General features: G+C 47.3%; 24 protein-coding genes. 1 reads left to right on the top strand and 23 read right to left on the bottom strand.

The window, feature by feature from the left end:
• Positions 1-32: 32 nt before the first annotated feature.
• From WQ57_RS25405 to WQ57_RS25370, 8 genes are all read right to left on the bottom strand, one after another.
• A complete protein-coding gene (locus WQ57_RS25405; RefSeq protein WP_046526406.1) occupies positions 33-1,343 on the bottom strand; it encodes a dihydrolipoamide acetyltransferase family protein in 1,311 nt (436 codons plus the stop codon).
• Positions 1,344-1,361: 18 nt separating this feature from the next.
• Complete coding sequence (locus tag WQ57_RS25400; RefSeq protein ID WP_046526405.1) at positions 1,362-2,345, bottom strand: alpha-ketoacid dehydrogenase subunit beta; 984 nt, start codon at positions 2,343-2,345, stop codon at positions 1,362-1,364.
• A gap of 12 nt (positions 2,346-2,357) precedes the next feature.
• Positions 2,358-3,353 (bottom strand): thiamine pyrophosphate-dependent dehydrogenase E1 component subunit alpha, encoded by a 996-nt coding sequence (locus WQ57_RS25395; protein WP_046526404.1) that lies wholly within the window; start codon positions 3,351-3,353, stop codon positions 2,358-2,360.
• A 56-nt stretch (positions 3,354-3,409) separates the two neighbouring features.
• Positions 3,410-4,831 carry a dihydrolipoyl dehydrogenase gene (lpdA, locus tag WQ57_RS25390; protein ID WP_046526403.1) on the bottom strand — a complete coding sequence of 474 codons (1,422 nt, stop codon included), beginning with the start codon at positions 4,829-4,831 and terminating at the stop codon, positions 3,410-3,412.
• A gap of 15 nt (positions 4,832-4,846) precedes the next feature.
• The gene (buk, locus tag WQ57_RS25385) at positions 4,847-5,938 is read right to left on the bottom strand and encodes a butyrate kinase (protein ID WP_046526402.1); all 1,092 of its coding nucleotides are present in this window, start codon (positions 5,936-5,938) and stop codon (positions 4,847-4,849) included.
• Between the two features lie 97 nt (positions 5,939-6,035).
• Positions 6,036-7,130 (bottom strand): branched-chain amino acid dehydrogenase, encoded by a 1,095-nt coding sequence (gene bcd / locus WQ57_RS25380; protein WP_046526401.1) that lies wholly within the window; start codon positions 7,128-7,130, stop codon positions 6,036-6,038.
• Positions 7,131-7,167: 37 nt separating this feature from the next.
• Positions 7,168-8,070, bottom strand: coding sequence for a phosphate butyryltransferase (gene yqiS / locus WQ57_RS25375; RefSeq protein WP_046526400.1), 903 nt, complete (start codon positions 8,068-8,070; stop codon positions 7,168-7,170).
• 132 nt (positions 8,071-8,202) lie between these two features.
• Complete coding sequence (locus tag WQ57_RS25370; RefSeq protein ID WP_046526399.1) at positions 8,203-10,260, bottom strand: sigma-54-dependent Fis family transcriptional regulator; 2,058 nt, start codon at positions 10,258-10,260, stop codon at positions 8,203-8,205.
• Positions 10,261-10,416: 156 nt separating this feature from the next.
• Here WQ57_RS25370 and WQ57_RS25365 point away from each other — a divergent pair, with 156 nt between their 5' ends.
• A complete protein-coding gene (locus tag WQ57_RS25365) occupies positions 10,417-10,668 on the top strand; it encodes a DUF2627 domain-containing protein (RefSeq protein ID WP_046526398.1) in 252 nt (83 codons plus the stop codon).
• 17 nt (positions 10,669-10,685) lie between these two features.
• Here WQ57_RS25365 and WQ57_RS25360 read toward each other — a convergent pair whose 3' ends face one another.
• From WQ57_RS25360 to accB, 15 genes are all read right to left on the bottom strand, one after another.
• Complete coding sequence (locus WQ57_RS25360; RefSeq protein WP_046526397.1) at positions 10,686-11,423, bottom strand: glycerophosphodiester phosphodiesterase; 738 nt, start codon at positions 11,421-11,423, stop codon at positions 10,686-10,688.
• A 156-nt stretch (positions 11,424-11,579) separates the two neighbouring features.
• On the bottom strand, positions 11,580-12,371 hold the full coding sequence (gene spo0A, locus WQ57_RS25355) for a sporulation transcription factor Spo0A (protein WP_046526396.1): 792 nt from the start codon (positions 12,369-12,371) through the stop codon (positions 11,580-11,582).
• A gap of 260 nt (positions 12,372-12,631) precedes the next feature.
• Positions 12,632-13,927 carry a SpoIVB peptidase gene (gene spoIVB, locus WQ57_RS25350; protein WP_084820384.1) on the bottom strand — a complete coding sequence of 432 codons (1,296 nt, stop codon included), beginning with the start codon at positions 13,925-13,927 and terminating at the stop codon, positions 12,632-12,634.
• A gap of 137 nt (positions 13,928-14,064) precedes the next feature.
• A complete protein-coding gene (recN, locus tag WQ57_RS25345) occupies positions 14,065-15,756 on the bottom strand; it encodes a DNA repair protein RecN (RefSeq protein ID WP_046526394.1) in 1,692 nt (563 codons plus the stop codon).
• A gap of 16 nt (positions 15,757-15,772) precedes the next feature.
• Positions 15,773-16,222: a transcriptional regulator AhrC/ArgR gene (gene ahrC, locus WQ57_RS25340; RefSeq protein WP_046526393.1), complete on the bottom strand. Its 450-nt coding sequence runs from the start codon at positions 16,220-16,222 to the stop codon at positions 15,773-15,775.
• Positions 16,223-16,352: 130 nt separating this feature from the next.
• Positions 16,353-17,192: a TlyA family RNA methyltransferase gene (locus WQ57_RS25335; protein WP_046526480.1), complete on the bottom strand. Its 840-nt coding sequence runs from the start codon at positions 17,190-17,192 to the stop codon at positions 16,353-16,355.
• Positions 17,193-17,194: 2 nt separating this feature from the next.
• Positions 17,195-19,087: a 1-deoxy-D-xylulose-5-phosphate synthase gene (dxs, locus tag WQ57_RS25330; RefSeq protein ID WP_046526392.1), complete on the bottom strand. Its 1,893-nt coding sequence runs from the start codon at positions 19,085-19,087 to the stop codon at positions 17,195-17,197.
• A gap of 100 nt (positions 19,088-19,187) precedes the next feature.
• Positions 19,188-20,081, bottom strand: coding sequence for a polyprenyl synthetase family protein (locus WQ57_RS25325; protein WP_046526391.1), 894 nt, complete (start codon positions 20,079-20,081; stop codon positions 19,188-19,190).
• 2 nt (positions 20,082-20,083) lie between these two features.
• Entirely contained in the window at positions 20,084-20,317 is a 234-nt protein-coding gene (locus tag WQ57_RS25320) for an exodeoxyribonuclease VII small subunit (protein ID WP_046526390.1), read from the bottom strand.
• Positions 20,304-21,665: an exodeoxyribonuclease VII large subunit gene (gene xseA, locus WQ57_RS25315; protein WP_046526389.1), complete on the bottom strand. Its 1,362-nt coding sequence runs from the start codon at positions 21,663-21,665 to the stop codon at positions 20,304-20,306. Before xseA ends, WQ57_RS25320 begins: the two co-directional genes overlap by 14 nt.
• Before the next feature lie 235 nt (positions 21,666-21,900).
• A complete protein-coding gene (gene folD / locus WQ57_RS25310) occupies positions 21,901-22,773 on the bottom strand; it encodes a bifunctional methylenetetrahydrofolate dehydrogenase/methenyltetrahydrofolate cyclohydrolase FolD (protein ID WP_046526388.1) in 873 nt (290 codons plus the stop codon).
• 61 nt (positions 22,774-22,834) lie between these two features.
• Entirely contained in the window at positions 22,835-23,224 is a 390-nt protein-coding gene (nusB, locus tag WQ57_RS25305; protein WP_046526387.1) for a transcription antitermination factor NusB, read from the bottom strand.
• Positions 23,225-23,462: 238 nt separating this feature from the next.
• On the bottom strand, positions 23,463-23,870 hold the full coding sequence (locus tag WQ57_RS25300; RefSeq protein ID WP_046526386.1) for an Asp23/Gls24 family envelope stress response protein: 408 nt from the start codon (positions 23,868-23,870) through the stop codon (positions 23,463-23,465).
• 16 nt (positions 23,871-23,886) lie between these two features.
• Complete coding sequence (gene accC, locus WQ57_RS25295; protein ID WP_046526385.1) at positions 23,887-25,242, bottom strand: acetyl-CoA carboxylase biotin carboxylase subunit; 1,356 nt, start codon at positions 25,240-25,242, stop codon at positions 23,887-23,889.
• A 14-nt stretch (positions 25,243-25,256) separates the two neighbouring features.
• Positions 25,257-25,772, bottom strand: a complete 516-nt coding sequence (gene accB / locus WQ57_RS25290) for an acetyl-CoA carboxylase biotin carboxyl carrier protein (RefSeq protein WP_046526384.1) — start codon at positions 25,770-25,772, stop codon at positions 25,257-25,259.
• Positions 25,773-25,792: the final 20 nt, after the last annotated feature.

Raw genomic sequence — 25,792 nt, 5'->3', positions numbered from 1 at the left:
GCATTGAACAAGCAATGCTTTTCCCGGGTACTTTAGTATATTGGTGTTGTCTCTTTGGAGATATTTTCAAGGATTTCTTTAACCCTGGCAAGGAAACGGCCGCAGACAAGTCCATCAAGAACCCGATGGTCAAGGGATAGACACAGGTTGACCATGTCCCTAACCGCAATCATGCCATTGCCCATGACGACCGGGCGCTTGACGATCGACTCGACCTGCAGGATGGCCGCCTGCGGATAATTAATGATGCCCATCGACTGGACAGAGCCAAAGGACCCGGTATTGTTCACGGTAAATGTACCGCCCTGCATATCATCGGGACGGAGTTTGCCCCCCCTCACTTTATCTGCCAGTTCGGCAATTTCCCGTGCAATGCCTTTAATAGTCTTTTCGTCAGCATTTTTAATGACAGGTACATATAAAGCATCGTCTGTAGCGACCGCAATGGAAATATTGATTTCTAACTTTTGTACGATTGTATCACCGGCCCACATGGAATTGATTTGCGGAAACTCCTTCAGTGCCTGGGCAACAGCTTTAACAAAGAAAGCGAAGAAAGTGAGATTGAATCCTTCTTTGGCTTTAAACTGGTCCTTCAGGCTATTCCGGTATTCAACAAGGCTTGTGGCATCGACTTCAACCATTGTCCAGGCATGTGGGATTTCGTGCTTGCTGCGGAGCATATTCGCGGCAATCGCCTTGCGGATGCCTGTTACAGGAATCTCCATATCACCCGCACCCAGTGGAATTGGTGCTTGGGAAGCAGTTGCAGGAGCCTGAGCTCCGGCTTGCTTTCCAGGGACAGCTTCCTTCGTTTCCGCTGCTGGAGCTGGAGACAGTTTTTCAACAGGCTCCGGCAGCCCATTTTCAATTGCTTTTTGAACATCTTTCCTCGTAATCCGTCCGCCGGCGCCAGTTCCTTTGACACGTGACAAGTCAATTCCATGCTCCTGGGACAGCTTTAGGACCGCAGGTGAGAACCTTGCTTTATTTCCGCCTGTATCGGATGGCGGAGCACTAGCATCTGTTTCGCCCGCTGCAGATGGCGAAACGTCAGAGCTCGCTGTACCGCCCTCTTTTTGTTTTTCCGCTACACCCGGACCTTCGACCTCGATGGTCAAAATCACTTCGCCCACAGAAAGTGTGTCACCTTCCGCGGCAATTAATTCCTTGATGGTCCCGGTAAAGGAAGAAGGAATTTCGGCGTTTACTTTATCCGTCATAACCTCTGCAAGAGGATCATACTTATTTATTTTGTCCCCTGGGGACACCAGCCACTTGCTGATTGTCCCTTCAGTAACGCTCTCGCCGAGCTGGGGCATTTTAATTTGTTCGATTGGCAATGGTAGCTCCTCCTCTCTTTAAAATTCTGCAAGCTCTCTCATCGCTTGCTCGACCTTATCCGGATTAACCATGAAGAATTTTTCCATTGTTGGCGCGTATGGCATTGCCGGAACATCGGGACCTGCAAGGCGCTTGATTGGTGCATCCAGTTCAAACAGGCAGTTTTCGGCAATAATGGCTGATACTTCGCTCATAATGCTCCCTTCCTTGTTATCCTCCGTCAGCAGCAATACCTTTCCAGTCTTGGAAGCAGCTTCAATAATGGCTTCCTTATCAAGCGGATAAACAGTTCTAAGGTCCAGGATATGTGCGGATATCCCGTCTTTTGCAAGGCGTTCCGCAGCCTGCAGGGCAAAATGGACACAAAGCCCATATGTAATGACCGTGATATCTTCTCCGTTTCGTTTTACATCCGCTTTGCCAATTGGAAGAACATAATCATCATTAGGCACTTCCCCTTTTATTAAGCGGTATGCACGCTTATGTTCAAAAAACAGCACAGGATCCTCGTCCCGGATGGCTGCTTTCAATAAACCCTTCACATCATAAGGAGTCGATGGCATGACGATCTTTAAGCCAGGCTGATTGGCAAATACGGCTTCTACGGACTGTGAGTGGTACAAGGCTCCATGGATGCCACCCCCGTATGGCGCCCGTATGACGATAGGACAGCTCCAGTCGTTATTTGACCGATAGCGGATCCTTGCCGCTTCCGATATGATTTGGTTTACAGCTGGCATGATGAAATCGGCAAATTGCATTTCGGCAATAGGACGCATGCCATACATTGCGGCACCAATGCCTACTCCGGCAATGGCCGATTCGGCAAGCGGAGTATCAATCACTCTCTCTTCACCGAATTGTTCATACAGCCCCTGGGTTGCCTTAAACACCCCGCCTTTTTTTCCAACATCCTCACCGAGAACGAAAACCTTGGAATTCCGTTCCATTTCTTCCCTGAGTGCCATTGTCACAGCATCAATATAAGAAATTACCGGCATAATCCTTCCCCCTTACTCTTCTGCATAGACGTATTTTAATGCCTGCTCCGAATCAGCATATGGAGCTTTTTCGGCATATTCAGTCGCTTCGTTGACAAGCTCCATGATCTTGTCATTAATGGCTTTTTCCTTTTCATCATCCATAATGCCGTTCTCTTTTAGATAGAGAGCAAATGTGATAATCGGGTCATTGTTCTTTGCTTCCGCCACTTCGTCACGCGCACGATAACTGCGGTCGTCATCATCGGAGGAGTGCGGAGTCAGGCGGTAGGAGACTGTCTCAATGAGGGAAGGCCCCTCTCCCCTTCTTCCCCGTTCAGCTGCTTCCTTGACGGCCTGGTAGACCTCCAGCGGATCATTGCCGTCCACTGTTACTCCTGGCATCCCGTAACCGATTGCCCGGTCCGAAACTTTCTCGCATGCCAGCTGTTTCTCAATCGGAACAGAAATGGCATACTTATTATTCTCACACATGAAAATGACAGGAAGTTTATGCACACCTGCGAAATTGGCTCCTTCATGGAAGTCTCCCTGGTTGGAAGAACCTTCTCCGAATGTAACAAAGGTCACCAGGTCCTTCCCTTCCATCCTGCCCGCCAGAGCCACGCCGACAGCATGGGGTACCTGGGTTGTAACCGGCGAGGAACCGGTGACGATCCGATTCTTCTTTTGCCCAAAGTGGCCGGGCATTTGCCGTCCTCCTGAATTTGGGTCTTCTGCTTTGGCGAACCCGGACAGCATCAAATCCCGCGCCGTCATTCCGAAGGTAAGGACAACGCCCATGTCCCTGTAATAAGGAAGGACATAGTCCTTTTCACGGTCAAGGGCGAATGCCGCCCCCACCTGAGCTGCTTCCTGCCCCTGGCAGGAGATGACGAAAGGAATTTTCCCGGCTCGGTTCAACAGCCACATGCGCTCGTCAATCCGCCTTGCGAGAAGCATCGTTTCATACATTTCCAGCACTTGATCATCACTTAAGCCAAGTTTATGGTGGCGATTTTCAGCCATGTTTTTACCTCCCAATATTGAAATGTGGTCATTGCCATAGTACTCTCCCAGGCTGATCATGAATGGATAGCTTTGCCGTCCACAGCCAAGGCGGCTTCCCCGATGGCCTCGGACAAGGTTGGGTGCGGATGGATGGTGTGGGCAACTTCCCACGAAGCCGCATCCAGCACCATGGCCAGCCCTGCTTCTGAAATCATGTCGGTAACGTGAGGGCCAATCATATGTACACCAAGGATATCATCTTTATCTTTATCACCTACAATTTTGACGAAGCCGTCAGACTCTCCGAAAACAAGGGCCTTCCCTATCGCCCTGAAAGAGAATTTGCCTGTCTTGACATTGAAGCCCTTTTCTTTTGCCTCATCTTCTGTCAGCCCCACACTTGCCGCTTCCGGTGAACTGTAGATGCACTTTGAGATGAGGTTGTAATCTATAGGGTCAGGGTTTTGTCCGGCTATATGCTCGACCGCGCACAGGCCTTCATGTGAAGCTACATGGGCCAGCTGCAATCCTCCAATGCAGTCGCCAATCGCATAGATATGTGATTCTTTTGTCTGGTAAAACTCGTTAACTTCAATAAAACCTTTTTCTACCCTGATTTCGGTATTTTCCAGGCCAATTCCTTCGACATTTGCCTGGCGCCCTACAGAAACGAGCAGCTTTTCTGCCCTGAACTCCTTTTGGCTTCCTTTTACCTCAGCTGAAATGACGACCTCGCTGCCTGTTTCCAATGTTTCCGGCAGGACTTTCGCACCTGTTACAATTTTAATTCCTTTTTTCTTCATCAATCGCTGCATTTCCCGGCTGATTTCCCGGTCTTCGGTTGGAATGATCCGGTCTGCATATTCAATCACGGTGACATCGACACCGAAATCGGACATCATCGATGCCCATTCTATGCCAATGACTCCTCCACCAACTATAAGGATGGAACCTGGAAGCTGTTGAAGCTCCAAAGCTTCATCGGATGAGAGAACTTTATGGCCATCCACCTCAAGCCCTGGAAGGGTTCTTGGTCTGGAGCCAGTCGCGATGATGACATTTTTTGGAATCAGCATTTCATTTTCGCTGCCATCCTTCATTTCAACAGAAATCGTTCCCGGCATTGGTGAAAAAATGGAGGGTCCGAGGATTCTGCCTGTTCCTTCGTATATATCAATTTTCCCTTGTTTCATGAGATGCTGGACACCTTTATGAAGCTGGTCAACGATTTTGCTTTTTCTTTCCTGTACTTTGGCAAAGTCTATCTTTACTTCTCCGGTTTTGATGCCAAATTCTTCGCTCCGCTTTGCCGTGGCAAACACTTCGGCACTTCGCAGAAGCGCTTTGCTTGGAATGCAGCCTTTATGCAGACAGGTGCCTCCGAGGCTGCTTTTTTCAACCACTGCCGTTTTCAGTCCCAGCTGTGCTGCCCTGATAGCCGCGACATATCCGCCCGTGCCGCCGCCCAGTATCACCAAATCATATTCTTCGGCCATTCTCTTTTCCTCCTATCATTGCTCCTGCCTTGGATAGTCTTTTGCTTCCTCTTCTCCCCGCAAAACGCGAAGAGCACCCTCCGCAAGGGCCTGCAGTTCATTTTCTCCCGGATGGACCAAAACATCGGCAATCCAATTGACACGCTCGGTAATTTGCCGGACAAAGCCTTTCCCATAGGCTAGGCCGCCCGTAAGAACGATCGCATCGACCTTTCCATGGAGAACCGTACTAGCCGAGCCAATTTCCTTTGCAACCTGATAAGCCATGGCTGCATAAACAAGCTTGGCAATTTCATTGCCTTTTTCTATCATTTTCTCTACCTTGACGGCATCATTTGTTCCGAGATAGCCGACAAGGCCACCCTGCCCAACAAGTTTTTTCATGATTTCCTCACGATAGTATTCTCCCGAATAGCACAAGGCGACCAAATCTCCCGCAGGAACCGTTCCCGCGCGCTCAGGACTGAAGGGGCCATCTCCATGGAGGCCGTTATTGACATCAATTACTTTTCCACCCTTATGGGCGCCGATTGTAATACCGCCTCCAAGATGGGTGATGATCAAATTCATATCCTCGTATTTCCTGCCTAGCTCCTTGGCGACCCTGCGGGCAACCGCTTTTTGATTCAATGCATGAAAGATGCTTTTGCGCTCAATCAGGGAAAATCCGGAAATGCGCGCAATTGGCGCCAGTTCGTCAACGACGACTGGATCCACAATAAAGGCAGGGATATTTAAGCCGCTGGCAATTTCATATGCAAGGATGCCTCCGAGATTCGAGGCGTGCTGCCCTGAATAACCGGAACGGAGGTCCTCAAGCATCGGGCTGTTCACTTCATAGGTTCCGCCCTCTATTGGGCGAAGCAACCCTCCGCGTCCGCAGACGGCATCCAGTTTGGAAATGTTGATGCCTTCTGTATCCAAGGTTTCCAATATCGTTTCTTTGCGAAATCCATATTGGTCAATAATATTCTCATATCTATCAATAGTTTCGGCATCGTGCCTGATGGTCTTTTCCAAAAGGGGGATTTCATTGTCAAAGACACCAATTTTGGTTGATGTTGAACCGGGATTGATGACAAGAATCCGATATTCCGTATGCTGCAAATTCTATACCTCCAGTTGGTAACAAACACTATTTAGCCTTATGGAAATGGCGGGCGCCGAAGGGTACATTCAGCGCATTAGCCATGGTTTGACCCTATTATCTGCGGCTTAGGATATGATGGGGGTTCTGCAGAAATTGGCTGCGTGAATTGCGCATTCTTTCAATCCGTTCTTCAGCCAAACGGTCTGCAGCCTTATAGGTAGGGATGCCATCCCTTTTCGCTATATGGATGACTTTCTCAATATTGGTGTAAATGGTTTCCACCTTTTTCATGGCCCGCTCGCGATTGTATCCATAAAGCTCATCCGCAACATTGATTACCCCGCCGGCATTGATGACATAATCAGGTGCATAAACGATGCCCATTTCATGGATGATGTCGCCATGCTTTGTGTCCTTAAGCTGGTTATTCGCAGCACCTGCGATCACTTTGGCCTTGATTTGCGGAATGGTTTCGTCATTGATTACCGCACCAAGGGCACAAGGGGCATAAATATCGCAATCCACGCTATAGATCTCGTTCGGATCAACAGCCTTGGCGCCGAATTCCTCCACTGCCTTTTGAACCGCTTCTTTATTAATATCTGTAACAATAAGCAGCGCTCCCTCTTCATGCAAATGGCGGCACAGATTGTAAGCGACATTGCCTACGCCTTGCACAGCAATCACTTTGCCTTCAAGAGAATCTGTTCCAAACGCCTCTTTTGCAGCGGCTTTCATTCCGCGGTAAACACCATAGGCTGTAACGGGAGATGGATTCCCCGAAGATCCGAAGGCAGGGGAAATCCCCGTAACATAATCGGTTTCTTCATGGATCAGGTCCATGTCGGCCACAGTTGTTCCAACATCTTCGGCTGTAATATACCTGCCGTTCAACCCTTGAATATATCTTCCGAATGCCCGGAACATTTCTTCATTCTTATCCTTGCGCGGATCGCCGATAATGACTGTCTTGCCTCCTCCGAGATTCAGGCCTGCCGCAGCATTTTTATAAGTCATTCCCCTGGCAAGGCGGAGTGCATCTTCAATCGCATCTGCTTCCGAAGAGTAGGTCCACATCCTTGTACCACCAAGCGCAGGGCCAAGTGTCGTATCATGGATCGCGATGATTGCCTTCAGGCCGGATTGTTTATCCTGGCAAAAAACGAGCTGTTCATAGTCATATTGTTCAAGGTAAGCAAAGATTTCCATTTTGTGTCTTCCTCCCTAATTTATGTTTTTTAGCTAATTATTTTGATACTGAAAGCGCCAGGGCAAGGGAATACAGTTTGCTTTCCGCGGAATCTGCCCTTGATGTGAGTACAATTGGTGCAGCGGCTCCAGCTATCACTGCCCCAACCTTTGCGCCGGCGAAATAGACAAGTGATTTATAAAGTATATTTCCTGCTTCTATGTTTGGCACAAGGAGGATATCAGCTTCTCCCGCCACTTCGCCCCCGATTCCCTTATGTTCCGCGGCAAGTGCCGAGATGGCATTGTCCAAAGCCAGCGGACCGTCTACCACACAATTCTTAAGCTGGCCCCTGCGATTCATCTGGGTCAAGGCGGCTGCATCCAGGGTAGCCTGCATAGCGGGGTTGACCGTTTCAACTGCAGCCAGCGGAGCAACTCTTGGGACTGCCATTCCCAGAGACCTTGAAACACTGACTGCATTGGAGACAATCTGAGCTTTTTCATCCAGTGTTGGGGTGATATTCATCGCAGCATCGGTGACAAAAATCAGCCTATTGTAGCGGGGAACCTCAAAGGCAGCCACATGGGAAAGAACTTTTCCGGTTCTTAAGCCGTACTCTTTATTCAATACAGCCTTTAAGAATATCGCTGTTGGGATATTCCCCTTCATCAGCACCCCGGCTTCCTTTGATTGAACCGCTTTGACAGCATGCTCTGCTGCACTCTCCCTGGTTTCGCAGTCTATGATGGTGACTGTGCCGCCTTCAAGCAGGCCTGGAAACCCTTCCCGCAGCAGCTGGGTTATTTCCTGCCTGTTTCCCATAAGCAGAAATTCGGCAAGGCCAATATCTGCAGCAGCCGAAACGGCAGCCAACACTTCCATGTCTTCAGCCGATGCGACGGCTATTTTCTGCTTGCCAAGCTGGGTTGCATGATTAATAAGTAAATCGAAATTCATGAAGCTGTTTCAACCCTTTCAAAAAATTCAAAGTCTCCATACACAATTATGCAAGGAACGTGCCAACGCAGAATATTGTAACCGCTTTATTTATCCGAACTTAAATATGCAGTTTTTTTCACACTATGAAATTTATTGCATGCCATTCGTTTCAAGACCGAGTTTTTCAAGTTTGTAATAGAGTGCCCTCACTGAAATACCAAGTGATTTCGCTGCCAGAGTTTTATTTCCGTTAAATTTGGCAAGTGTGTCCCTGATAATGTTCGCTTCATGTCTGCTTAGCTGGGCAGAAAGAGTTTCCATTCGGGAATCGTTCTGTTGCTTAACGCTGGGGCTGGCGGAGCCGGCAACAAATTCGGGCAAATGGAAATCCTCCACTTGAAGTTCGTGATAATTCATGAAGATAATGGCTCTCCCAAGGACATTTTCAAGTTCCCTGACATTGCCCGGCCAATCATACTGCAAAAGCTTCCGGATTGCACCGGGTGATACCCCTTCCACTGTGCGGCCATAATCCTGGTTAATCTTGTGGATCAATCGTTCGCAAAGGAGAGGGATATCCTCCTTCCTCATCCTTAAGGGAGGGATATGGATGGGCATCCGATTCAGGCGGTAGTACAAGTCTTCCCTGAATGATCCATCCGCGATCGCCTTTTCAAGATTAATATTGGTAGCCGCAATTACCCTTACATTGATTGGGACTGCTTTTGTACCGCCGACCCTGACTATTTCCTTTTCCTGGAGCACCCGGAGAAGCTTGGCCTGGGTATTGGGAGGCAATTCGCCGATTTCATCGAGAAAAATGCTGCCATTGTTGGCTTCCTCAAAGAATCCCCGTTTTCCGCCTCTTTTCGCACCCGAAAACGCCCCTTCCTCATAGCCGAACAATTCACTTTCCAGGAGGGACTCGGTAATTGCAGCGCAGTTCACCCTGATAAACTTATTAAACTTCCTGTCGCTTTCATTATGTATCGCATGGGCAAATAACTCCTTGCCTGTTCCGGATTCCCCTCTTAGCAGAACGGTTGCCGGCGTTTTCGCACCAAGGCGCGCCTGTTCGACAGCAATGTTCATTTCCTCCGACTGTCCAATGATATCTACAAACGTGTACTTGGCTTCCAGTGTCCTGATAATTTGCCTGGCCCTGTTTAATTCCCTATTAAGACTTTGGATTTCAGACATATCGTGAATGACGCCTACACTGCCCTTCAGCTTTCCATCGACAATGATAGGAGCCACGTTGACTATTACTTCTTTTTTATTTGGCCCGACTCTCATTGCAACCCCGCGCACTGGCCTCCTCGTCTCAAGGACTTTCATATGCATGCTTTCTCCCTCGGAAATATCGGCAGTAGCCGGTTTTCCGATGACTTCCTCTTCCTTAAGGCCGGTAATCCGGCTGTAAGCCCGATTGATCAATAATCCGCTGCCGTTCTCATCCACTACAGAAATGGCTTCATCACTTGATTGGATAATCGCTTCAAGCATGGTTTGGATTTCCTTCAGCTTCGTAATTTCGCCCGCGAGACGAACCATTTCGGTGAATTCTTTAAAAACAGCAAAAGCCCCGATCACCTGGTCATGTTCATCTATCATTGGAATCCGGGTAGTTATAATCTTGGTGCCGTTTTCCAGCACGAATTCCTGATTGCTTTCAACTCTCCTGGTTTCCATGACATAAGGCAAACGGCTAGAAGGAATGGCTTCATGAATCGGTCTTCCCGTAACCTGCGCTCCCGGCAAGCCGGTTATTTTCTCCGCTGTTGTGTTAAAGAGGGTTATTACACCACGTGCATCGACAACAATCATGGCGTCCCCGGTGGAATTAAAAATTAAATCATGCTTGTACGTTTCATTCCTGAGCCGGCCAATCAATTCCTCCCGTTCTTCTACGAGTGTTGACAACATATAGGCAACACTGCCTGGAACCACAATCGTGCGGGGAGAGCGAGCCTGAACAATTCTTTTAAACACCTCATTGCTGCCAGTGACCTCTATGACCAAATCGAGTTCATCATTTAGAAATGGCAGCCAATCCGTACCTACAGGTATTCCAGCTTCCCTGGCAAGAACCAATCCTGGTGCTTGCTCATTTGTATCAACAACCCCTACAATAATGGCCGTTTCCCGGAGCATCCCCAGGATGGCGGTCCCGCCCTTTCCTGCTCCTACAATCAAAACCCTTTGCATAGAGTATCGCTCCCATTAAGAAAAAAAATTCATGGATGATCCATTCAAGCCTGCAATCTATTTCACACTTACATTTTAACTTCTTTCCCCTGCCTTGACAAATCCCAGCATTGACTTATGATACGATTAAAGACATCTATACTGAAGGGATTTTTCATGACCAGAATAATTGCACTCATCATCCTTCTTATCCCTGGGGCATTTGCCGCATACGGCGTAAAACTTATGCGTGACATGGTGTTCGGCATTTACCAGCCTCCCTTTACCATTCTCTGGCTGCAGTTTATCGCCGGCCTGATTTTGTTTTTAGCAGGACTCGCCTTTATCGCAGGTTTCATTCTTCATCGCGACCGAAAACGGAATAAGGTACAAGCGCGATTCCGGCTGCCAGACAAAGAGGAATCATAAAAGACCGTGACTTATTTTCACGGTCTTTTATATATGGCCTCCCTAAGCTCGGCAGCCTTCTTCGGCTGATCGGTGATAATAGCGGTGCAGCCTGCATGTATAAGCCTTTTCATTTCCGACTCTTTATTGACCGTATATGGGCGTACGGCAATGTTGTGTTGGAGGGACTGCCTGATGATCTCCTCATGGGCAGCCCGATAATGGGGATGAAAACCTCCCGCCTTGATGGAACTCGCATAAATCCATGGCATATAAAGGCCTTCAGCCAGTATCGGAGCGGTTTCTATTTCCGGCGCGATGCTGACAGCATGTACAATGCTGTAGTGGTTAAAAGAAGATAGAATGATCCGGTCCTGAAGTCCATATTGCCTTATCAGGCCGATGACTTTTTCTTCTATGCCCTTGTATCGAAAGACGCCTGTTTTTAGTTCAACATTGCAAATTAGTGAATTTCCCGACAGCCATTCAAACACTTCCTTCAGAAATGGAATGCGTTCTTTTCTTCCAAGAGATTTATGCAATACGCCAGCATCCAGATTCCTGATGTCGGAGGCGGAAAAATCTTTTACAAACCCTTTTCCGTCCGTTGTCCTGTCTACCTTTTCATCATGGATCACCACAACCTCACCATCTTTGGTCATTTGAACATCAAGTTCAAGTCCCTCGGCACCTGCCTTGGCCCCTTCTGTGAAGGCAAGCATGGTATTTTCGGGAAAATTGGCAGAGTAGCCGCGGTGTGCAAAAATAAGAGTCATCTCAACCACATCCTAACAGAGAGGTATTTTTCTGATTTTAAAAAAATAATAAAGAAACATCCTTCCTGATATGACGCCGCTCATAGGAAGGATGTTTCTTTATTATATTAAAAGGAATATAAATGCTGCAAAAAATTCGGATTAATTTTTACCCTTTCAAGAAGCCTTATGCTCCAGGCGCAGCTTGTCAGCCACCATCGCTATGAATTCCGAGTTTGTCGGCTTAGCCTTTGACATGCTGACAGTGTAGCCGAACAAGGAGGATATGGAATCAATATTGCCTCGGCTCCATGCTACTTCAATTGCGTGGCGGATCGCCCGTTCCACTCTGCTTGCTGTTGTATTGTATTTCTTTGCGATATCGGGATATAAAACCTTGGTAATCGAACCAAGCAGCTCAATATCATTGTATACCATGGAAATGGCTTCCCTCAGATAAAGATATCCCTTAATATGTGCTGGCACTCCAATTTCGTGAATAATGCTGGTAATGCTCGCATCAAGGTTTTTCGGTTTCTGCTCGCCAGACACACGATACCCCGGAGAGGAAGACTTGCGGACGGCTGCCCTTGATTTGCCGCTGACCTGGCGGATATGGCTGCCCAAATTATGCATATCAAATGGCTTCAGGATAAAGTAGGACGCCCCTAGTTCCACTGCATTTTTCGTAACATCCTCCTGCCCGAAAGCCGTTAGCATGATCACGTTTGGAAGCACATTTTTATCCAGTTCCCTAAGCTTTTCAAGAACCGCAAGACCATCCAGGTGAGGCATGATGATATCTAAAAGCAGGACATCCGGATCGGTATCCTTAAGCATCTCTAGACAGTCCTGGCCATTATAGGCTACTCCGGCCACTTCCATATCTTCCTGTGAAGAGACGTACTCTTCAAGCAGACCTACCAACTCTCTATTGTCATCCACTATACAAACCTTTATCTTGTTCACTTAAGGTTCCTCCTCTGTCCTTATAAGGTCTCTAGTCCAGTCATCTCTGTAATCTATTCTAAATGACTAATTCGACAATGCAACAGGAAATCCTTTTATTTTTTATTTTTTCTTATAAAAGTGACTTATTCTATTTTATCCTTCGTTTCCCTCCCTTTTTCGACCAATTTCGATAGTTGACAAAATTCGCCAAGGAATTTTGTCGAATAACCTTTATGTACTAAGCGTCCTGCCCAAATGGACAGGACGCTCCTATTGTTTTAACTGGCTTTTTGTCCTGGTTTCTCATAGATGTTAATCCCGGCCTCATTCAGCATCCATTCAATATGGACTCCATATCCGCTGGTAGGATCGTTGACAAACACATGGGTGACTGCCCCAATCAGCTTTCCATCCTGAATGATTGGGCTTCCGCTCATCCCTTGGACAATGCCGCCTGTCTTTTCCAGCAGCTTCGGATCTGTCACCTTGATGACCATGCCCTTTGTGGCAGGAAACTTTTGCGGGATTGTGCTGACAATTTCGATATCGAACAGATTTACTTTATCCTCTTCAACAACGGTCAATATCTTCGCAGGACCTTCCTTGACCTGATGGGAAAGGGCGATTGGCATAGGCTTGTCAAGAATTCCGTTTTGAATGCCATTGTTCAGCTTTCCAAAGATGCCATAGGGACTATTCCGTTCGATGTTTCCTATCACTTCACGGTCTGATGAGAACCTGGCCAATTTTTCCCCAGGGTCCCCATTTGCCCCTTTTTCAATGGATGTTACGGTCGACCGAACGATTTGCCCATCTTCAACCACAATTGGTTTTTTGGTATCCATATCCGATATGACGTGCCCTAGGGCTCCATACTTTTTTGTTCCAGCATGGTAAAAAGTCATCGTTCCTATTCCAGCAGCGGAGTCCCGGATATAAAGCCCAAGTTTGTACGTGTTTTCATGTTTATCTTTTTTGGGTTCTAGCTTAGTGCTGATTTTTTCGTTTTCCCGCTTCAATACAATATTCATCGGTTTTCCACTTTCCCCTGCTTCCTGCACAAAGGGGCCGACATCGGACATTTTTTCAATATGCTGCCCGTTAATCTCCGTTATGATATCTCCCACCTTAATGTCGGAAGTTTCTCCCGGAGAGAACTTTCCCTCAAGGGTATCTATTTGATGATGCCCAACGACAAGTACACCTACTGTGTTCAGCTTAACACCGATTGATTGCCCTCCAGGGAACACTTTAAAATCCTTCAGAACGTTTACATCAACTTTTTTTATCGGGATGCCGGCAAGTTCAAGGACCATTTCCTCTTTGCCCTGCCTTTTTGCAACCAAGGCTACATCGCTTTTTTGCCGTTCCAAGTCGACTGTAGCATTATTATCTACATTCGCCAAAACGGAAACTGTACCTGAAAAATCTAACTGCTGTCCTTCAAAAAGTGTAATTTGCTTTGGGAACGACATGTATTCCTGAACAGGTTTTGTAAACCCGAGTGCAATTAATGAAACAAGGAGAATTCCACCAATAAATTTTCTGAGAAATTCTTTATGCAATCTTTTCACTCTCCTCGCTTCTAGTCCACACACTTAATGGCTACATCTATAATTTTGCCTTCCCCCGTTGCATTTATAACCGGAAGAATTAAGAAAACAGTCCTGACGCATAGTATGAAAAAAAGCCATCCCTGAAAGGATAGCTTTTAGGTAGCTGTTTTCATGACCTGGGCCATTTGCAGGAGTTCTTCCGCATGCTGCCTGGTCAGTTCGGTCATTTCCACCCCGGAGATCATGCGGCCAATTTCACGTACCTTATCCTTTTCGGATAGGGGAGTAACGGCCGTTTTGGTTCTCCCCGCTTTAATGCTCTTACTGATATATAAATGAGTATCGGCCATGGCAGCAACCTGGGGAAGATGCGAAATGCACAAGACTTGGGAATCCTTGGCCACTTTAAATATTTTTTCGGCAATGGCCTGTGCGACCCTTCCGCTGACACCTGTATCCACTTCATCGAAAATAATGGAGGTAACGCCCTGGTGCCTGGAAAATATACTTTTTAACGCCAGCATTATCCTTGAAAGCTCACCGCCTGAGGCAATTTTCGAAAGAGGCTTTAAAGGCTCCCCAGGGTTTGTGGAAATATAGAATTCCACCAGGTCACCGCCATTTTTCATGAAATTCTCTTCAGCACTTTCAAATTTGACTTCAAATACAGTCTTTTCCATATAAAGGTCTTTTAATTCGCGATGTATGAGTCCAGTTAATTTTTTTGCCCATTTCCGTCTCGTTTTTCCAAGATTCTTACTTTCTATCCGCAAATCCTCTTTGAAGGAAGCTAATTCCTTATCCAGCTGACCGATGTGGACTTCCTTGTTTTGCAGTGTTTCAATCTCCTCTTCAATGCTTGCGGCATATTCAAGTATTTCATCAATGGTCTTTCCATATTTTCTTTTAAGCTGATTGATTTCATTCAGTCTGTCTTCAATTTCATTTAAGCGCTGGGGATCATACTCAAGCATGTCCATTTCATTCCTTAACGAACGGGCTGCGTCTTCAAGGATATAGAAGCTGTTTGCCACGGATTCATGCAGTTCTTTATAAGCCGGATCCAGGTCGGCTGCACCTTCGAGATGGTCCATTGCCATTCCTATCCAGTCAAGCCCCCGCTGGTCTGCTGTCAGGGCGGCATAACTCGTTTGTATGGCCTCATACACCTTTTCAAAATTGTTCAGCTTCTGCCTTTCTTCGACAAGCTGTTCATCTTCGTGGAGTCTAAGCTGGGCGGAATGGATTTCCTCGTGCTGAAACTGCAGCAAGTCGAGGCGATGTGCCATCTGCTGTTCATTCTCGCTAAGGCTTTTAAGCTTTTTCAGAGTTTGATTATACATCCTAAACACATGCTGGTATTCGGCAATGGCAGGCTGGATCTCTTCTGCTCCAAATGTATCCAGCAGGTCGATATGCCTGCTTTCATCCATCAGCTCCTGATGTTCATGCTGGCCATGAATATCAATAAGGCTGGACCCGATTTCCCTTAAAATTGCGATGGTGACCAGTTTACCATTCACTCGGCATACACTCTTCCCATTGCTTGATATATCCCTGCGGAGTACAACCATGCCGTCTTCATGGTCAATGCCAAAATCCTTCAGTTTTCCTTTCACAGGATGATTCTCTCCATCGATAAAAAACAATCCCTCAAGCTCAGCCCTTTGTTCGCCATGGCGGACATACTCGGCAGAACCTCTGCCGCCAACCAAAAGATGGATGGCGTCAATGATGATGGATTTCCCCGCTCCTGTCTCTCCTGTCAAAACAGTTAAACCTTTTTGCAGAGACACTGTCAGGGCTTCAATAATGGCAAAATTCCTGATTGACAATTCACTTAGCAAGAAGCATCCACCTCATTTAAAGCATATCTAGAAAACGGTTTGCGACCTTGTCTGTATCTTCCTGTGTACGGCAAATGATCAGGATGGTATCATCCCCGCAGATGGTTCCAAGGATGTCATCCCAATCGAGATTATCAATGAGCGCTCCAATCGCATTGGCATTTCCCGGCATCGTTTTCATTACGAGGAGATGCCCTGCGTGGTCAATACGGATGAAGGCATCCATCAGGGAGCGCTTCAATTTCTGCAGAGGATTGAACCTTTGGTCTGCCGGGAGGGAATATTTATACCTTCCGTCCAGTAGCGGAACTTTAACAAGATGCAATTCCTTGATATCCCGTGACACCGTTGCCTGCGTAACATTGAATCCCGCCTCTTTAAGCCTGTCCACAAGTTCATCCTGTGTTTCAATTTCATCATTTGCGATTAATTCGCGAATCTTTATGTGACGCTGACCTTTATTCACTCTATCACCTCTGTGAGCTCATTAAACATAAATAAATATATCCATCCCTATGTTAGCTGATTTTCGAGGTTTCCACAATATATCGGGGCGATTCGCCAGGTTTCTCGAAAAAAAGAGCAGGCTTATAAGCCTACTCCTCTGTTTTTTTTGTTTTCAGGTCATCATGTGCCGATTGTACGACCTGTAAAGGAGAGACCGACTGGTCAATGGCACCGCGGTCCTCAGAAGCATTCCATTGAAGATGAAGCAAAAACTCGATGTTTCCATCTCCTCCCGTGATGGGGGAGTAGGAAAGGTTTTTAACATCAAATCCAAGACCGGCAGAGAATTCAATCATTGTCTCAATGACAGACAGATGTACTTTAGGGTCCCTGACAATCCCTTTCTTGCCAACCTGCTCCCGCCCAGCCTCAAACTGCGGTTTGATGAGGGCGACCACATCACTTCCAGGAACAAGCAATGTCTTCAATACCGGGAGAATCAGCTTTAAAGAAATAAAGCTTACATCAATTGAGGCAATTTCAGGCATCCCTTTAGCAAGGTCCGCTGGTGTTACATAACGGAAATTAGTCCTTTCCATTACCACTACACGCTCATCCTGCCTCAGTTTCCATGCCAGCTGGTTATAGCCTACATCAAGGGCATAGGACATTTTTGCTCCATGCTGCAGGGCGCAATCTGTGAATCCGCCCGTGGATGCACCGATATCCAGGAGGATTTTACCGTGAATATCCAGGTCGAAGCTCTTAAGTGCCTTTTCCAGCTTTAATCCGCCTCTGCTTACATAAGGCAGGAGATTGCCTTTGATGGTCAAGGGAATGTCCGCCGCCACTTTTTCCCCCGGCTTATCGAGCCGCTCCTCTTTGGAATAGACGAGCCCGGCCATGACCGCTCGCTTGGCCTTTTCCCGTGTTTCGGCCAGTCCTCTTTCAACTAGAAGCACATCTAAACGTTCTTTTTTAATCTTCATTATTACGCCCTTTTTTCCTTTTGCCTTGCCCATCTCTTGATTCTTTCAACCGCTGCTTCAGAAGTTAATTCAATTTCATTCAGCAGTTCATCCACATTGCCATGTTCAATAAACTTGTCCGGTATGCCAAGGCGGTCAATTTTAGCTCCATCGAATCCAAGCTCATTGGCGGTTTCGAGAATGAAGCTTCCGAACCCTCCCTGAAGGACAGCTTCTTCAATGGTAAGGATCGGCATGTTGTCTTCAAGGATTCCTGACAGCATCGGGATATCCAGAGGTTTCAGGAATCGGCAGTTAACCACCTTGACAGACACTCCTTGCTTCTCAAGTTCTGCTGCCGCAGCAAGAGCCATCGGAATGGTCGTTCCAAATGTCAGGATGGCGGCATCATCACCCTCCCTTAGAACCTCCCAAGTACCGATAGGAATCTCCCTTAGCGACTCTTCCATCTCAACCCCAAGTCCATTCCCTCTTGGGAAACGGAGTGCGATCGGTCCATCATCATACTTCAAGGCCGTGTAGACAAGATGCTGGCCCTCATTTTCATCCTTTGGCATCATCAGGACCAGATTGGGCAGGTGCCGCAAAAAGGCAATATCAAAGACACCCTGATGCGTCTCACCGTCTGCGCCAACCAGGCCGGCACGGTCGATGCCTATGAAGACATTCAGGTTTTGCCGGCAAATATCATGGACAACCTGGTCGTAGGCGCGCTGAAGGAAAGTTGAATAGATGGCAAGGAATGGCTTCATGTTTTGAGTAGCCAGCCCAGCCGCAAAGGTGGCGGCATGCTGTTCGGCAATTCCCACATCAAACATCCGGTCCGGGAATTCGCTTGCGAACCCCTCAAGTTTGGAGCCGACAGGCATAGCAGGAGTAATGGCAACGATGCGTTTATCTTCCCTCGCCACTTTTCGGACGGTCTCACTCACAAGCGCGCTCCATGCAGGGGGGCTGCTTTTAGGCTTGACGAAAGCACCGGTCTCCGTTTTATAAGGGCCTGTCCCATGCCATGTGCCAACCCTGTCAGCCTCCGCAGGCTGATACCCCTTCCCTTTCTTCGTGATGACATGAAGAAGCACAGGGCCATCATATTTTTTTGCGTACGCAATGTTTTCAAAAAGATCCTCATAGTTGTGGCCGTCAATAGGTCCCAGATAAGTAAAACCAAGTTCTTCAAAAAACATACCAGGAACAAACATGTACTTAAGACTGTCCTTGATTCTTTCCGCAGTACCAGCAAGTTGGTTTCCAACCGCCGGAACCTTCTTTAAAATAACCTCAAGTTCATCTTTAACCCAGTTATATTTTCCAGCAGTCCTCAGCCTGCCCAGCACATTATGGATGGCCCCTACATTCGGCGCGATGGACATTTCATTATCATTCAGGATGACGATCACTTTTTCTTTTTCATGGCCAATGTGGTTAAGTGCCTCGAGGGCCATCCCCCCCGTAAGGGCACCGTCGCCAATCACTGGGACAACATGGGTATTCTCACCCTTGATATTGCGCGCAACAGCCATGCCCATCGCTGCTGACAGCGATGTTGAGCTATGCCCTGTCTCCCAGACATCATGCTCGCTCTCTGACATTTTCGGAAAACCGCAAAGCCCTTTATATTGCCTTAATGTATCAAATTGACAGGCACGGCCTGTCAAAATCTTATGCACATACGACTGATGTCCAACATCCCAGATAATCTTGTCTTGAGGACTGTTGAAACATTTATGCAATGCTATCGTAAGTTCGACAACCCCAAGATTTGGGCCGATATGACCTCCTGTTTTCGATAGCTTCTCGATTAGAAATTTTCTGATGTCTTCGCCCAGCGATTCCAGTTCTTTGATGGACAGGTCTTTTAGGAATGAAGGGTCTTTTATCGATAAAAGATCCATACCGGACCACTCACTTTCATTTCTGACTTGTTACGTACTTTTTGGTAATCAGGTTGGATTATAGCATAAAACAGCCATGAGTCTCAATGGTTTGGTGGCTTCAGGACTTTCTAAGACCGATCAAATTCGTAATTTGTTCAAGCATATCGGTATCAAGCCCTGTCTGAGCCAGTAATTCCTTTGCCTGTCCAATATGTACATTCAATGCTTCCTTTGCCCCATCGAGGCTTAGCAAGGCGGGATATGTGCTTTTTTCGTTCAGTGCATCGCTCCCAACCCGCTTGCCAATCTCAGCCTCGTTTCCAACAAGGTCAAGGATGTCATCCCTGATCTGGAATGCCAGGCCGATATGATGGGCAAAAGTCTCCAGTGTTCGTTTTACTTCGGCGGAAGCACCTGCAATTTCGGCTCCTGCTATGACACTGTACATAAGCAGCCTGCCCGTTTTGTTGATATGGATATACTCCAATTCCTTAAGCGTTAGCTGTCTGCCTTCGCCCTCCATATCGGCAATCTGTCCGCCGACCATTCCTCCTGCACCAGCAGCATCCGAAAGCCCGGCGACCAAAGACAGCTTTGTTTCCCCATCCGCAACTTCTGCCGGAAGCTGGGCAAGAAGCTTAAAGCTCAGGGTAAGCAGGGCATCCCCGGCAAGTATAGCGGCGGCTTCGCCATATACCTTATGGTTTGTCGGTTTCCCCCGTCTTAAATCATCATTATCCATGCTTGGCAAATCATCATGGATCAGGGAATATGTATGGACCATCTCAATTGCTGCGGCTGCATCCAGCCCCTTTTCAGGCTTGCATCCGAATGCCTTGAGTGTGGCGAACAATAAAAGAGGCCTGATTCTTTTCCCACCGGCTTCAAGTGAATAAAGCATGGCTTCCTTTAATGTTCCGGGAGCATCAAGCTCGTTCACAGCCCCACTTAAACGGTTTTCCAGTAGGGTTTTGTATTGCTGTGAAAATTGTTCAAGAGTTTCTTTCTGCACGGCTATTCCTCCTCGGTGATGGAAAAATCCGCAGCCTGTCCATCGTCGGTCAGCACTTGCGTCAGCTGTTCTTCCACATGTTTTAATTTGTTATGGCAAAGCTTAGACAGCTCCATCCCCTCTTTATAAAAGGAAATCGCCTCTTCCAAAGGAACATCTCCTTCTTCAAGCTTTTCCACTATCTGTTCAAGCTTTTCCATCGCTTCTTCAAAAGTCAGCACTTTATCCTCTGCCATTTTGTTCACTCTCCTCAACATTTTTCACAATACAGTTGATCTGTCCATCAGGAAGCTTCACCGTCAGGGAATCATTAGCCTTAACCTGGGAAGGGCGCTTGATTAGGCTGCCTTCTTCCGTATAGGCGAGGCTGTATCCCCTTTCCATGATTTTTAGCGGATTCAACGCTTCAAGAGTGGATACCAGACCTGCAAACTCCTGTTGCTTTTCAGACAGGATGGCGGCCATGGCCCGCTTCAGTTCCCTTTCCTGGCGCTGATGCGCTTCCCTGGAATGCTTGAGCAGCTCCTCGGGATGATTCCGCTCCAGACGCCTTGTAAGATGCAGGAGGCTTTCGGCTTTTGTTTCCGCAAGCTTCCCGGCTCCTTTGACCAATGTCTCGGTCAACCGGTCCACTTGTTCAAGCTTTTGTTCATACAGCCTTCTTGGAAAACGGAACGCATAAGATTTTTTCAGCCTTCCATATCTGCCTTGTTCAAAATTGACTTTTTCCTTCATTGCCCTGATCAATCTGGATTGCCTGTTCAATACCTTTTCCATTAAATCGTCTATATGCGGCACTGCCAGTTCCGCGGCCGCAGTAGGGGTAGGTGCGCGCATATCAGCAACAAAATCGGCAATCGTAAAATCTGTTTCGTGTCCTACTGCTGAAATGACAGGGATCCTTGAAGCAAAAATGGCCCTTGCCACAGCTTCCTCATTAAAAGACCACAGCTCCTCTATGGAACCTCCCCCGCGCCCAACGATAAGCACGTCAATACCACTTCTCCTGTTGGCGGTCTCAATCGCCCTGACAATGGAGGCAGCTCCCTGGCTCCCTTGTACCAGTGCCGGAATTATCAGAATATCTGTTATCGGGTATCTTCGTTTGAGCGTCGTCAACACATCCCGAATGGCAGCACCTGTGGGCGAAGTGATTACACCGACCTTTTGCGGGTATTTAGGGAGGGGCTTTTTGTATCTTGGCAAAAATAAACCCTCTTTTTCGAGGCGTGCCTTTAATTGTTCATAAGCTAGGAATAAATCCCCTACACCATCAGGCTGCATTTCTTTAACATAAACCTGGTATTGGCCGCTCGGTTCGTAAACCGTGATTTCTCCCCGTATAAGTATCTTCATCCCATTTTCCGGGCGGAACTTCATCCCCTTGTTAAAGCTTGAGAACATAACAGCCAGGATGCGGGCTTTTTCATCCTTAAGGGTGAAATACATATGTCCGCTCGAATGCTGTTTAAAGTTGGAGATTTCCCCTTTAACAAAAATATCCTGAAGATGCGGATCGGCATCGAATTTACGTTTAATATATTTTGTTAATGCGTGTACAGTCAAATAACGGTGTTCATCCATTTTTCATCCCTGCCTTTTTAACCAGCCGTTTGAGCGGCCCGAAAATCCATGATAAACAGCAGAAAGCTGTTCTATAGCAAAAAAAGCTGCCCATCCCTATTATAAGTTTAGATCCCTCATTCGTCACTTTGGAGAAAGAGTGGACTCAAAACCTGCCAGGATGGGGCAGCTGCTATTTTAAAAAACCCGCTGCGCGCCAGCGATGGATCACAGGTGCGCAGCGTTGGAATTTTTCTTACTTACTCAAAGCCTGCAGTCTGGAAAGGTGGTTTTTTGCGGATTTCAGGGTATTGTACATCAGCATGGTAATCGTCATTGGCCCGACTCCTCCAGGTACCGGAGTAATATAGCCTGCCTTTTCCTTTACTTCCGCAAAAGCGACATCCCCGCATAGTTTCCCCTCACTATTGCGGTTGATCCCTACATCGATGACGACTGCACCAGGTTTTACATGGCTGGCTTTTATGAAATCCGCCTTGCCGACTGCCGCAATCAGGATGTCAGCCTGGTTTGTGTGGGAAGCAAGGTCTGTTGTCCTGGAGTGGCAGTAGGTAACCGTTGCATTCTCATTCAATAAAAGCTGACCTACAGGCTTCCCGACAATATTGCTTCGGCCTACCACGACAGCATGCTTCCCTTCAATGCTGATTCCGGCTTCTTTTAACATGACCATGATTCCATAGGGTGTGCAGGAAATAAAAGCATCCTGTCCTGTCATCATTCGGCCTACATTGACCGGATGGAAACCATCGACATCCTTTTCGGGCGATATCGCTTCAATTACCTTCGTTTCACTGATGTGGGACGGCAGCGGAAGCTGAACGAGGATTCCGTGGATGGAATCATCTTCATTCAACTGCGCAATTTTCCCGAGAAGCTCCTCTTCATTGACGCTGTCGGGATATTCAATCATAACCGAATGCATCCCAAGTTCCTTGCATGTTTTTTGCTTGGAATTGACGTAGGTTCTCGATGCCTGGTTATCTCCTGCCAGGATTACGGCCAATCCCGGAATGATCCCTGCTTGCTTCAGCTTTTCAACTTCCTTTGAAATTTCAAGTTTTTTCTTTCTGGCAACTTCTTTGCCATCAATAATCGTTGCAGTCATGTCATATCCCCCTTTATTAATCGAAGAGGAAGGAACCAGCGGGCATTATTGGAGCGGTTCTTCACAGATGCTGTTTTACTTTTGAGAGTACCCCATTAATAAATTTGCTGGATTGGTCATCCCCATAAATTTTTGCTATTTCAATTGCTTCATCCATAACCACATTGGGCGGCACTTGCTCATTGCAATACATCAATTCATATACCGCAAGGCGCAACAAGCTTCTGTCCACATGTGCAAGGCGGTCGATTGTCCAGTTTTCCAATTGTTTTTTAATGGCACTGTCAATTTCATCCTTATGGCCAACAGTACCTTCGACCAGCTGGGTCAGATAGGCATCCTTTTTCTCATCCTCCAGCACATGCTCAATCGCATCGTTGATTTCCGCTTCGCTTATGTCAATCTGAAACAAGGCTTGCAAGGCCTTTTCCCGGGCTGTTCTTCTTTTCATTTTCATAACTCCTTTACGGGCAGTTGCCTGTCCCTTTCTAACTAGATAATAGCATACCATCCGCTTGATGCGAATGGCTCCCTATTTATTTTTACTTTTCCGGGAAACTTTATCAAGTCCATCAGGCAAAAGCCGCAAAAAAATATTTCAGGAGCACCTTTGCAGAGTATCGGCAGCCTCTCATCCAGCTGCAGGAATCCGCAAAAAAGCCAAAGACATGACGTCCTTGGCTTTTCATTTACATTTCCTGTTCGTAATCGTTTTCAGGCTTTTGGGTTTCAAATTGAATCCCTACGACATGGATATTGACTTCGGCCGCTTCGAGGGCTGTCATATTGAGAAGGGCCTGGCGAATATTATCCTGGATTTTTTGGGCAACCACAGGAATGGAAATGCCAAACTTCATCATGCAATAAACATCCACCTTGATGCCCTCATCGGAAAGTTCCACTCTGACTCCCTTTCCGTGATTCTTTTTGCCCAGCCTTTCAACCACGCCAGCAGCAAATCCGCCGCGCATTTGTGAAACGCCCTCCACCTCTGAAGCAGCGATTCCGGCGATCACCTCGATGACTTCCGGAGCGATTTCCACCTTGCCAAGACTGTTTTCACCCTGGTTCATTTCTAGTACCCGCTGTTCACTCATTGCTTGCACCTCCTGCTTATTCTTCAGACATCACATCATACAGTTCCAGGAACTTTGTATTGAACTGGCCATCCACAAACTGCTCGTGACTGAGCAATTTTAAGTGGAACGGTATCGTGGTGTGAATTCCTTCAATCACGAATTCGGCCAGCGCTCTCTTCATACGGCTGATCGCTTCCTCGCGGGTGCTGCCGTATGCTATTACCTTTGCAATCATCGAATCATAATAAGGAGGGATTGTATAGCCCGGATAAGCGGCAGAGTCCACCCGGACACCAAGGCCTCCTGGCGGCAGGTACATTTTGATTTTCCCCGCTGAAGGCATGAAGTTCTTTGCAGGGTTTTCCGCATTGATCCTGCACTCAATCGCCCAGCCATTGAAAACGACCTCATCCTGTTTCAGGCTAAGTTTTTCACCAGAAGCCACCCGGATTTGCTCCTTGATCAGGTCCACTCCGGTAACCATCTCGGTAACAGGATGCTCCACCTGTATTCGGGTATTCATTTCCATAAAATAAAATTTGCGATTGCGGTAATCATATATAAATTCTACCGTGCCAGCGCCTGTATAAGCAACTGCTTTTGCTGCTTTTACCGCAGCTGTCCCCATTTCCTCACGGATTTCGCCATCAAGCGCCGGGGATGGAGTCTCTTCTAATAGCTTTTGAAGACGCCGCTGAATCGAGCAGTCCCGTTCACCAAGGTGGATGGTATTGCCGTAATTGTCGGCTAGGACCTGGATTTCCACATGGCGGAAATCTTCAATATATTTTTCAATATAAACCCCGGGATTTCCGAAAGCTGTGTTTGCTTCCTGCTGGGTGATGTTGATCCCCTTGATGAGATCCTCCTCCGTCCTTGCTACCCGGATCCCTTTACCGCCGCCGCCGGCTGTTGCCTTGATAATCACAGGATAGCCAATTTCCCCGGCCAATTCAACTGCCTCGTCGGTGCTTCTGATAATTCCTTTTGATCCTGGCACAATTGGAACATTTGCTTCCCGCATCGTTTCCCGGGCGACGTCTTTTGTCCCCATTTTCTGGATGGCCTCAGGGGTCGGACCGATGAAAATGATATTGCATTCACGGCAAAGTTCGGCGAAGTCGGCGTTTTCCGCCAGAAACCCGTAGCCGGGATGGATGGCATCGCAGCCTGTAAGTTTTGCGACGCTGACAATGTTCGTGAAATTCAGGTAGCTGTCCTTTGATGCTTTAGGTCCAATGCAATACGCTTCATCAGCGAGCTGGACATGCAGGGATTCCTTATCAGCCTCCGAGTAGACCGCTACCGATTCGACCCCAAGCTCGCGGCAGGCACGGATAATCCGGACAGCGATTTCTCCCCTGTTGGCAATCAATACTTTTTTTATCATGGCATTCACGCTCCTTATTCAGGTTTAACCAGGAATAAAGGCTGGCCATATTCCACAAGCTGGCCGTCTTTTGCGAGCACTTCCACAATTTCCCCGTTAATTTCCGCTTCAATTTCGTTAAATAGCTTCATTGCTTCCACGATGCATACGATGGAATCTTTGCTGACTTTTGCTCCCGGCCTGACATATGGGTCGGTGTCGGGAGAAGGTGATTGATAGAACGTTCCGACCATCGGCGAGGTGATCTTATGTAGATTTTCACTTTCCTGGACTGCTTCCTTAAGGACCTCCTGCTTTGGTTCCTCTTTTTGTACAGGTGGCGCTGCCTGTGCTGGCGGAGCCGCCTGGACAGCTGGAGCAGGGGCTGCTGGAGCAGCTAATGCAGTCTGTGCCTGCTCAACGAGTACCTGCTTGACTTCACCCTTCTTCTTCATCTTGATTTTGGCTCCGTCAAGCTCATACGAAAATTCGTCAATGCTGGATTGGTCGATAAGCTTGATCAATTCTCTTATTTCTTGTACTTTTAACATTTCTGGCACCCCTTGTCCAT

This window comes from Mesobacillus campisalis (assembly GCF_000986785.1).
Taxonomy (GTDB): domain Bacteria; phylum Bacillota; class Bacilli; order Bacillales; family Cytobacillaceae; genus Mesobacillus_B; species Mesobacillus_B campisalis.
The sequence above is the reverse complement of the archived record's forward strand: the minus strand, read 5'-3'. Positions and strand labels throughout refer to the sequence as shown.

Bases quoted from the DNA above. Each gene is read 5' to 3' on its own strand.
- WQ57_RS25400 (WP_046526405.1), bottom strand. From the start codon at position 2,345: ATGCCGGTAATTTCTTATATTGATGCTGTGACAATGGCACTCAGGGAA.
- WQ57_RS25395 (WP_046526404.1), bottom strand. From the start codon at position 3,353: ATGGCTGAAAATCGCCACCATAAACTTGGCTTAAGTGATGATCAAGTG.
- lpdA (WP_046526403.1), bottom strand. From the start codon at position 4,831: ATGGCCGAAGAATATGATTTGGTGATACTGGGCGGCGGCACGGGCGGA.
- bcd (WP_046526401.1), bottom strand. From the start codon at position 7,130: ATGGAAATCTTTGCTTACCTTGAACAATATGACTATGAACAGCTCGTT.
- yqiS (WP_046526400.1), bottom strand. From the start codon at position 8,070: ATGAATTTCGATTTACTTATTAATCATGCAACCCAGCTTGGCAAGCAG.
- WQ57_RS25370 (WP_046526399.1), bottom strand. From the start codon at position 10,260: ATGCAAAGGGTTTTGATTGTAGGAGCAGGAAAGGGCGGGACCGCCATC.
- WQ57_RS25365 (WP_046526398.1), top strand. From the start codon at position 10,417: ATGACCAGAATAATTGCACTCATCATCCTTCTTATCCCTGGGGCATTT.
- WQ57_RS25360 (WP_046526397.1), bottom strand. From the start codon at position 11,423: ATGACTCTTATTTTTGCACACCGCGGCTACTCTGCCAATTTTCCCGAA.
- WQ57_RS25335 (WP_046526480.1), bottom strand. From the start codon at position 17,192: ATGAAGATTAAAAAAGAACGTTTAGATGTGCTTCTAGTTGAAAGAGGA.
- dxs (WP_046526392.1), bottom strand. From the start codon at position 19,087: ATGGATCTTTTATCGATAAAAGACCCTTCATTCCTAAAAGACCTGTCC.
- WQ57_RS25320 (WP_046526390.1), bottom strand. From the start codon at position 20,317: ATGGCAGAGGATAAAGTGCTGACTTTTGAAGAAGCGATGGAAAAGCTT.
- xseA (WP_046526389.1), bottom strand. From the start codon at position 21,665: ATGGATGAACACCGTTATTTGACTGTACACGCATTAACAAAATATATT.
- folD (WP_046526388.1), bottom strand. From the start codon at position 22,773: ATGACTGCAACGATTATTGATGGCAAAGAAGTTGCCAGAAAGAAAAAA.
- nusB (WP_046526387.1), bottom strand. From the start codon at position 23,224: ATGAAAAGAAGAACAGCCCGGGAAAAGGCCTTGCAAGCCTTGTTTCAG.
- WQ57_RS25300 (WP_046526386.1), bottom strand. From the start codon at position 23,870: ATGAGTGAACAGCGGGTACTAGAAATGAACCAGGGTGAAAACAGTCTT.
- accC (WP_046526385.1), bottom strand. From the start codon at position 25,242: ATGATAAAAAAAGTATTGATTGCCAACAGGGGAGAAATCGCTGTCCGG.
- accB (WP_046526384.1), bottom strand. From the start codon at position 25,772: ATGTTAAAAGTACAAGAAATAAGAGAATTGATCAAGCTTATCGACCAA.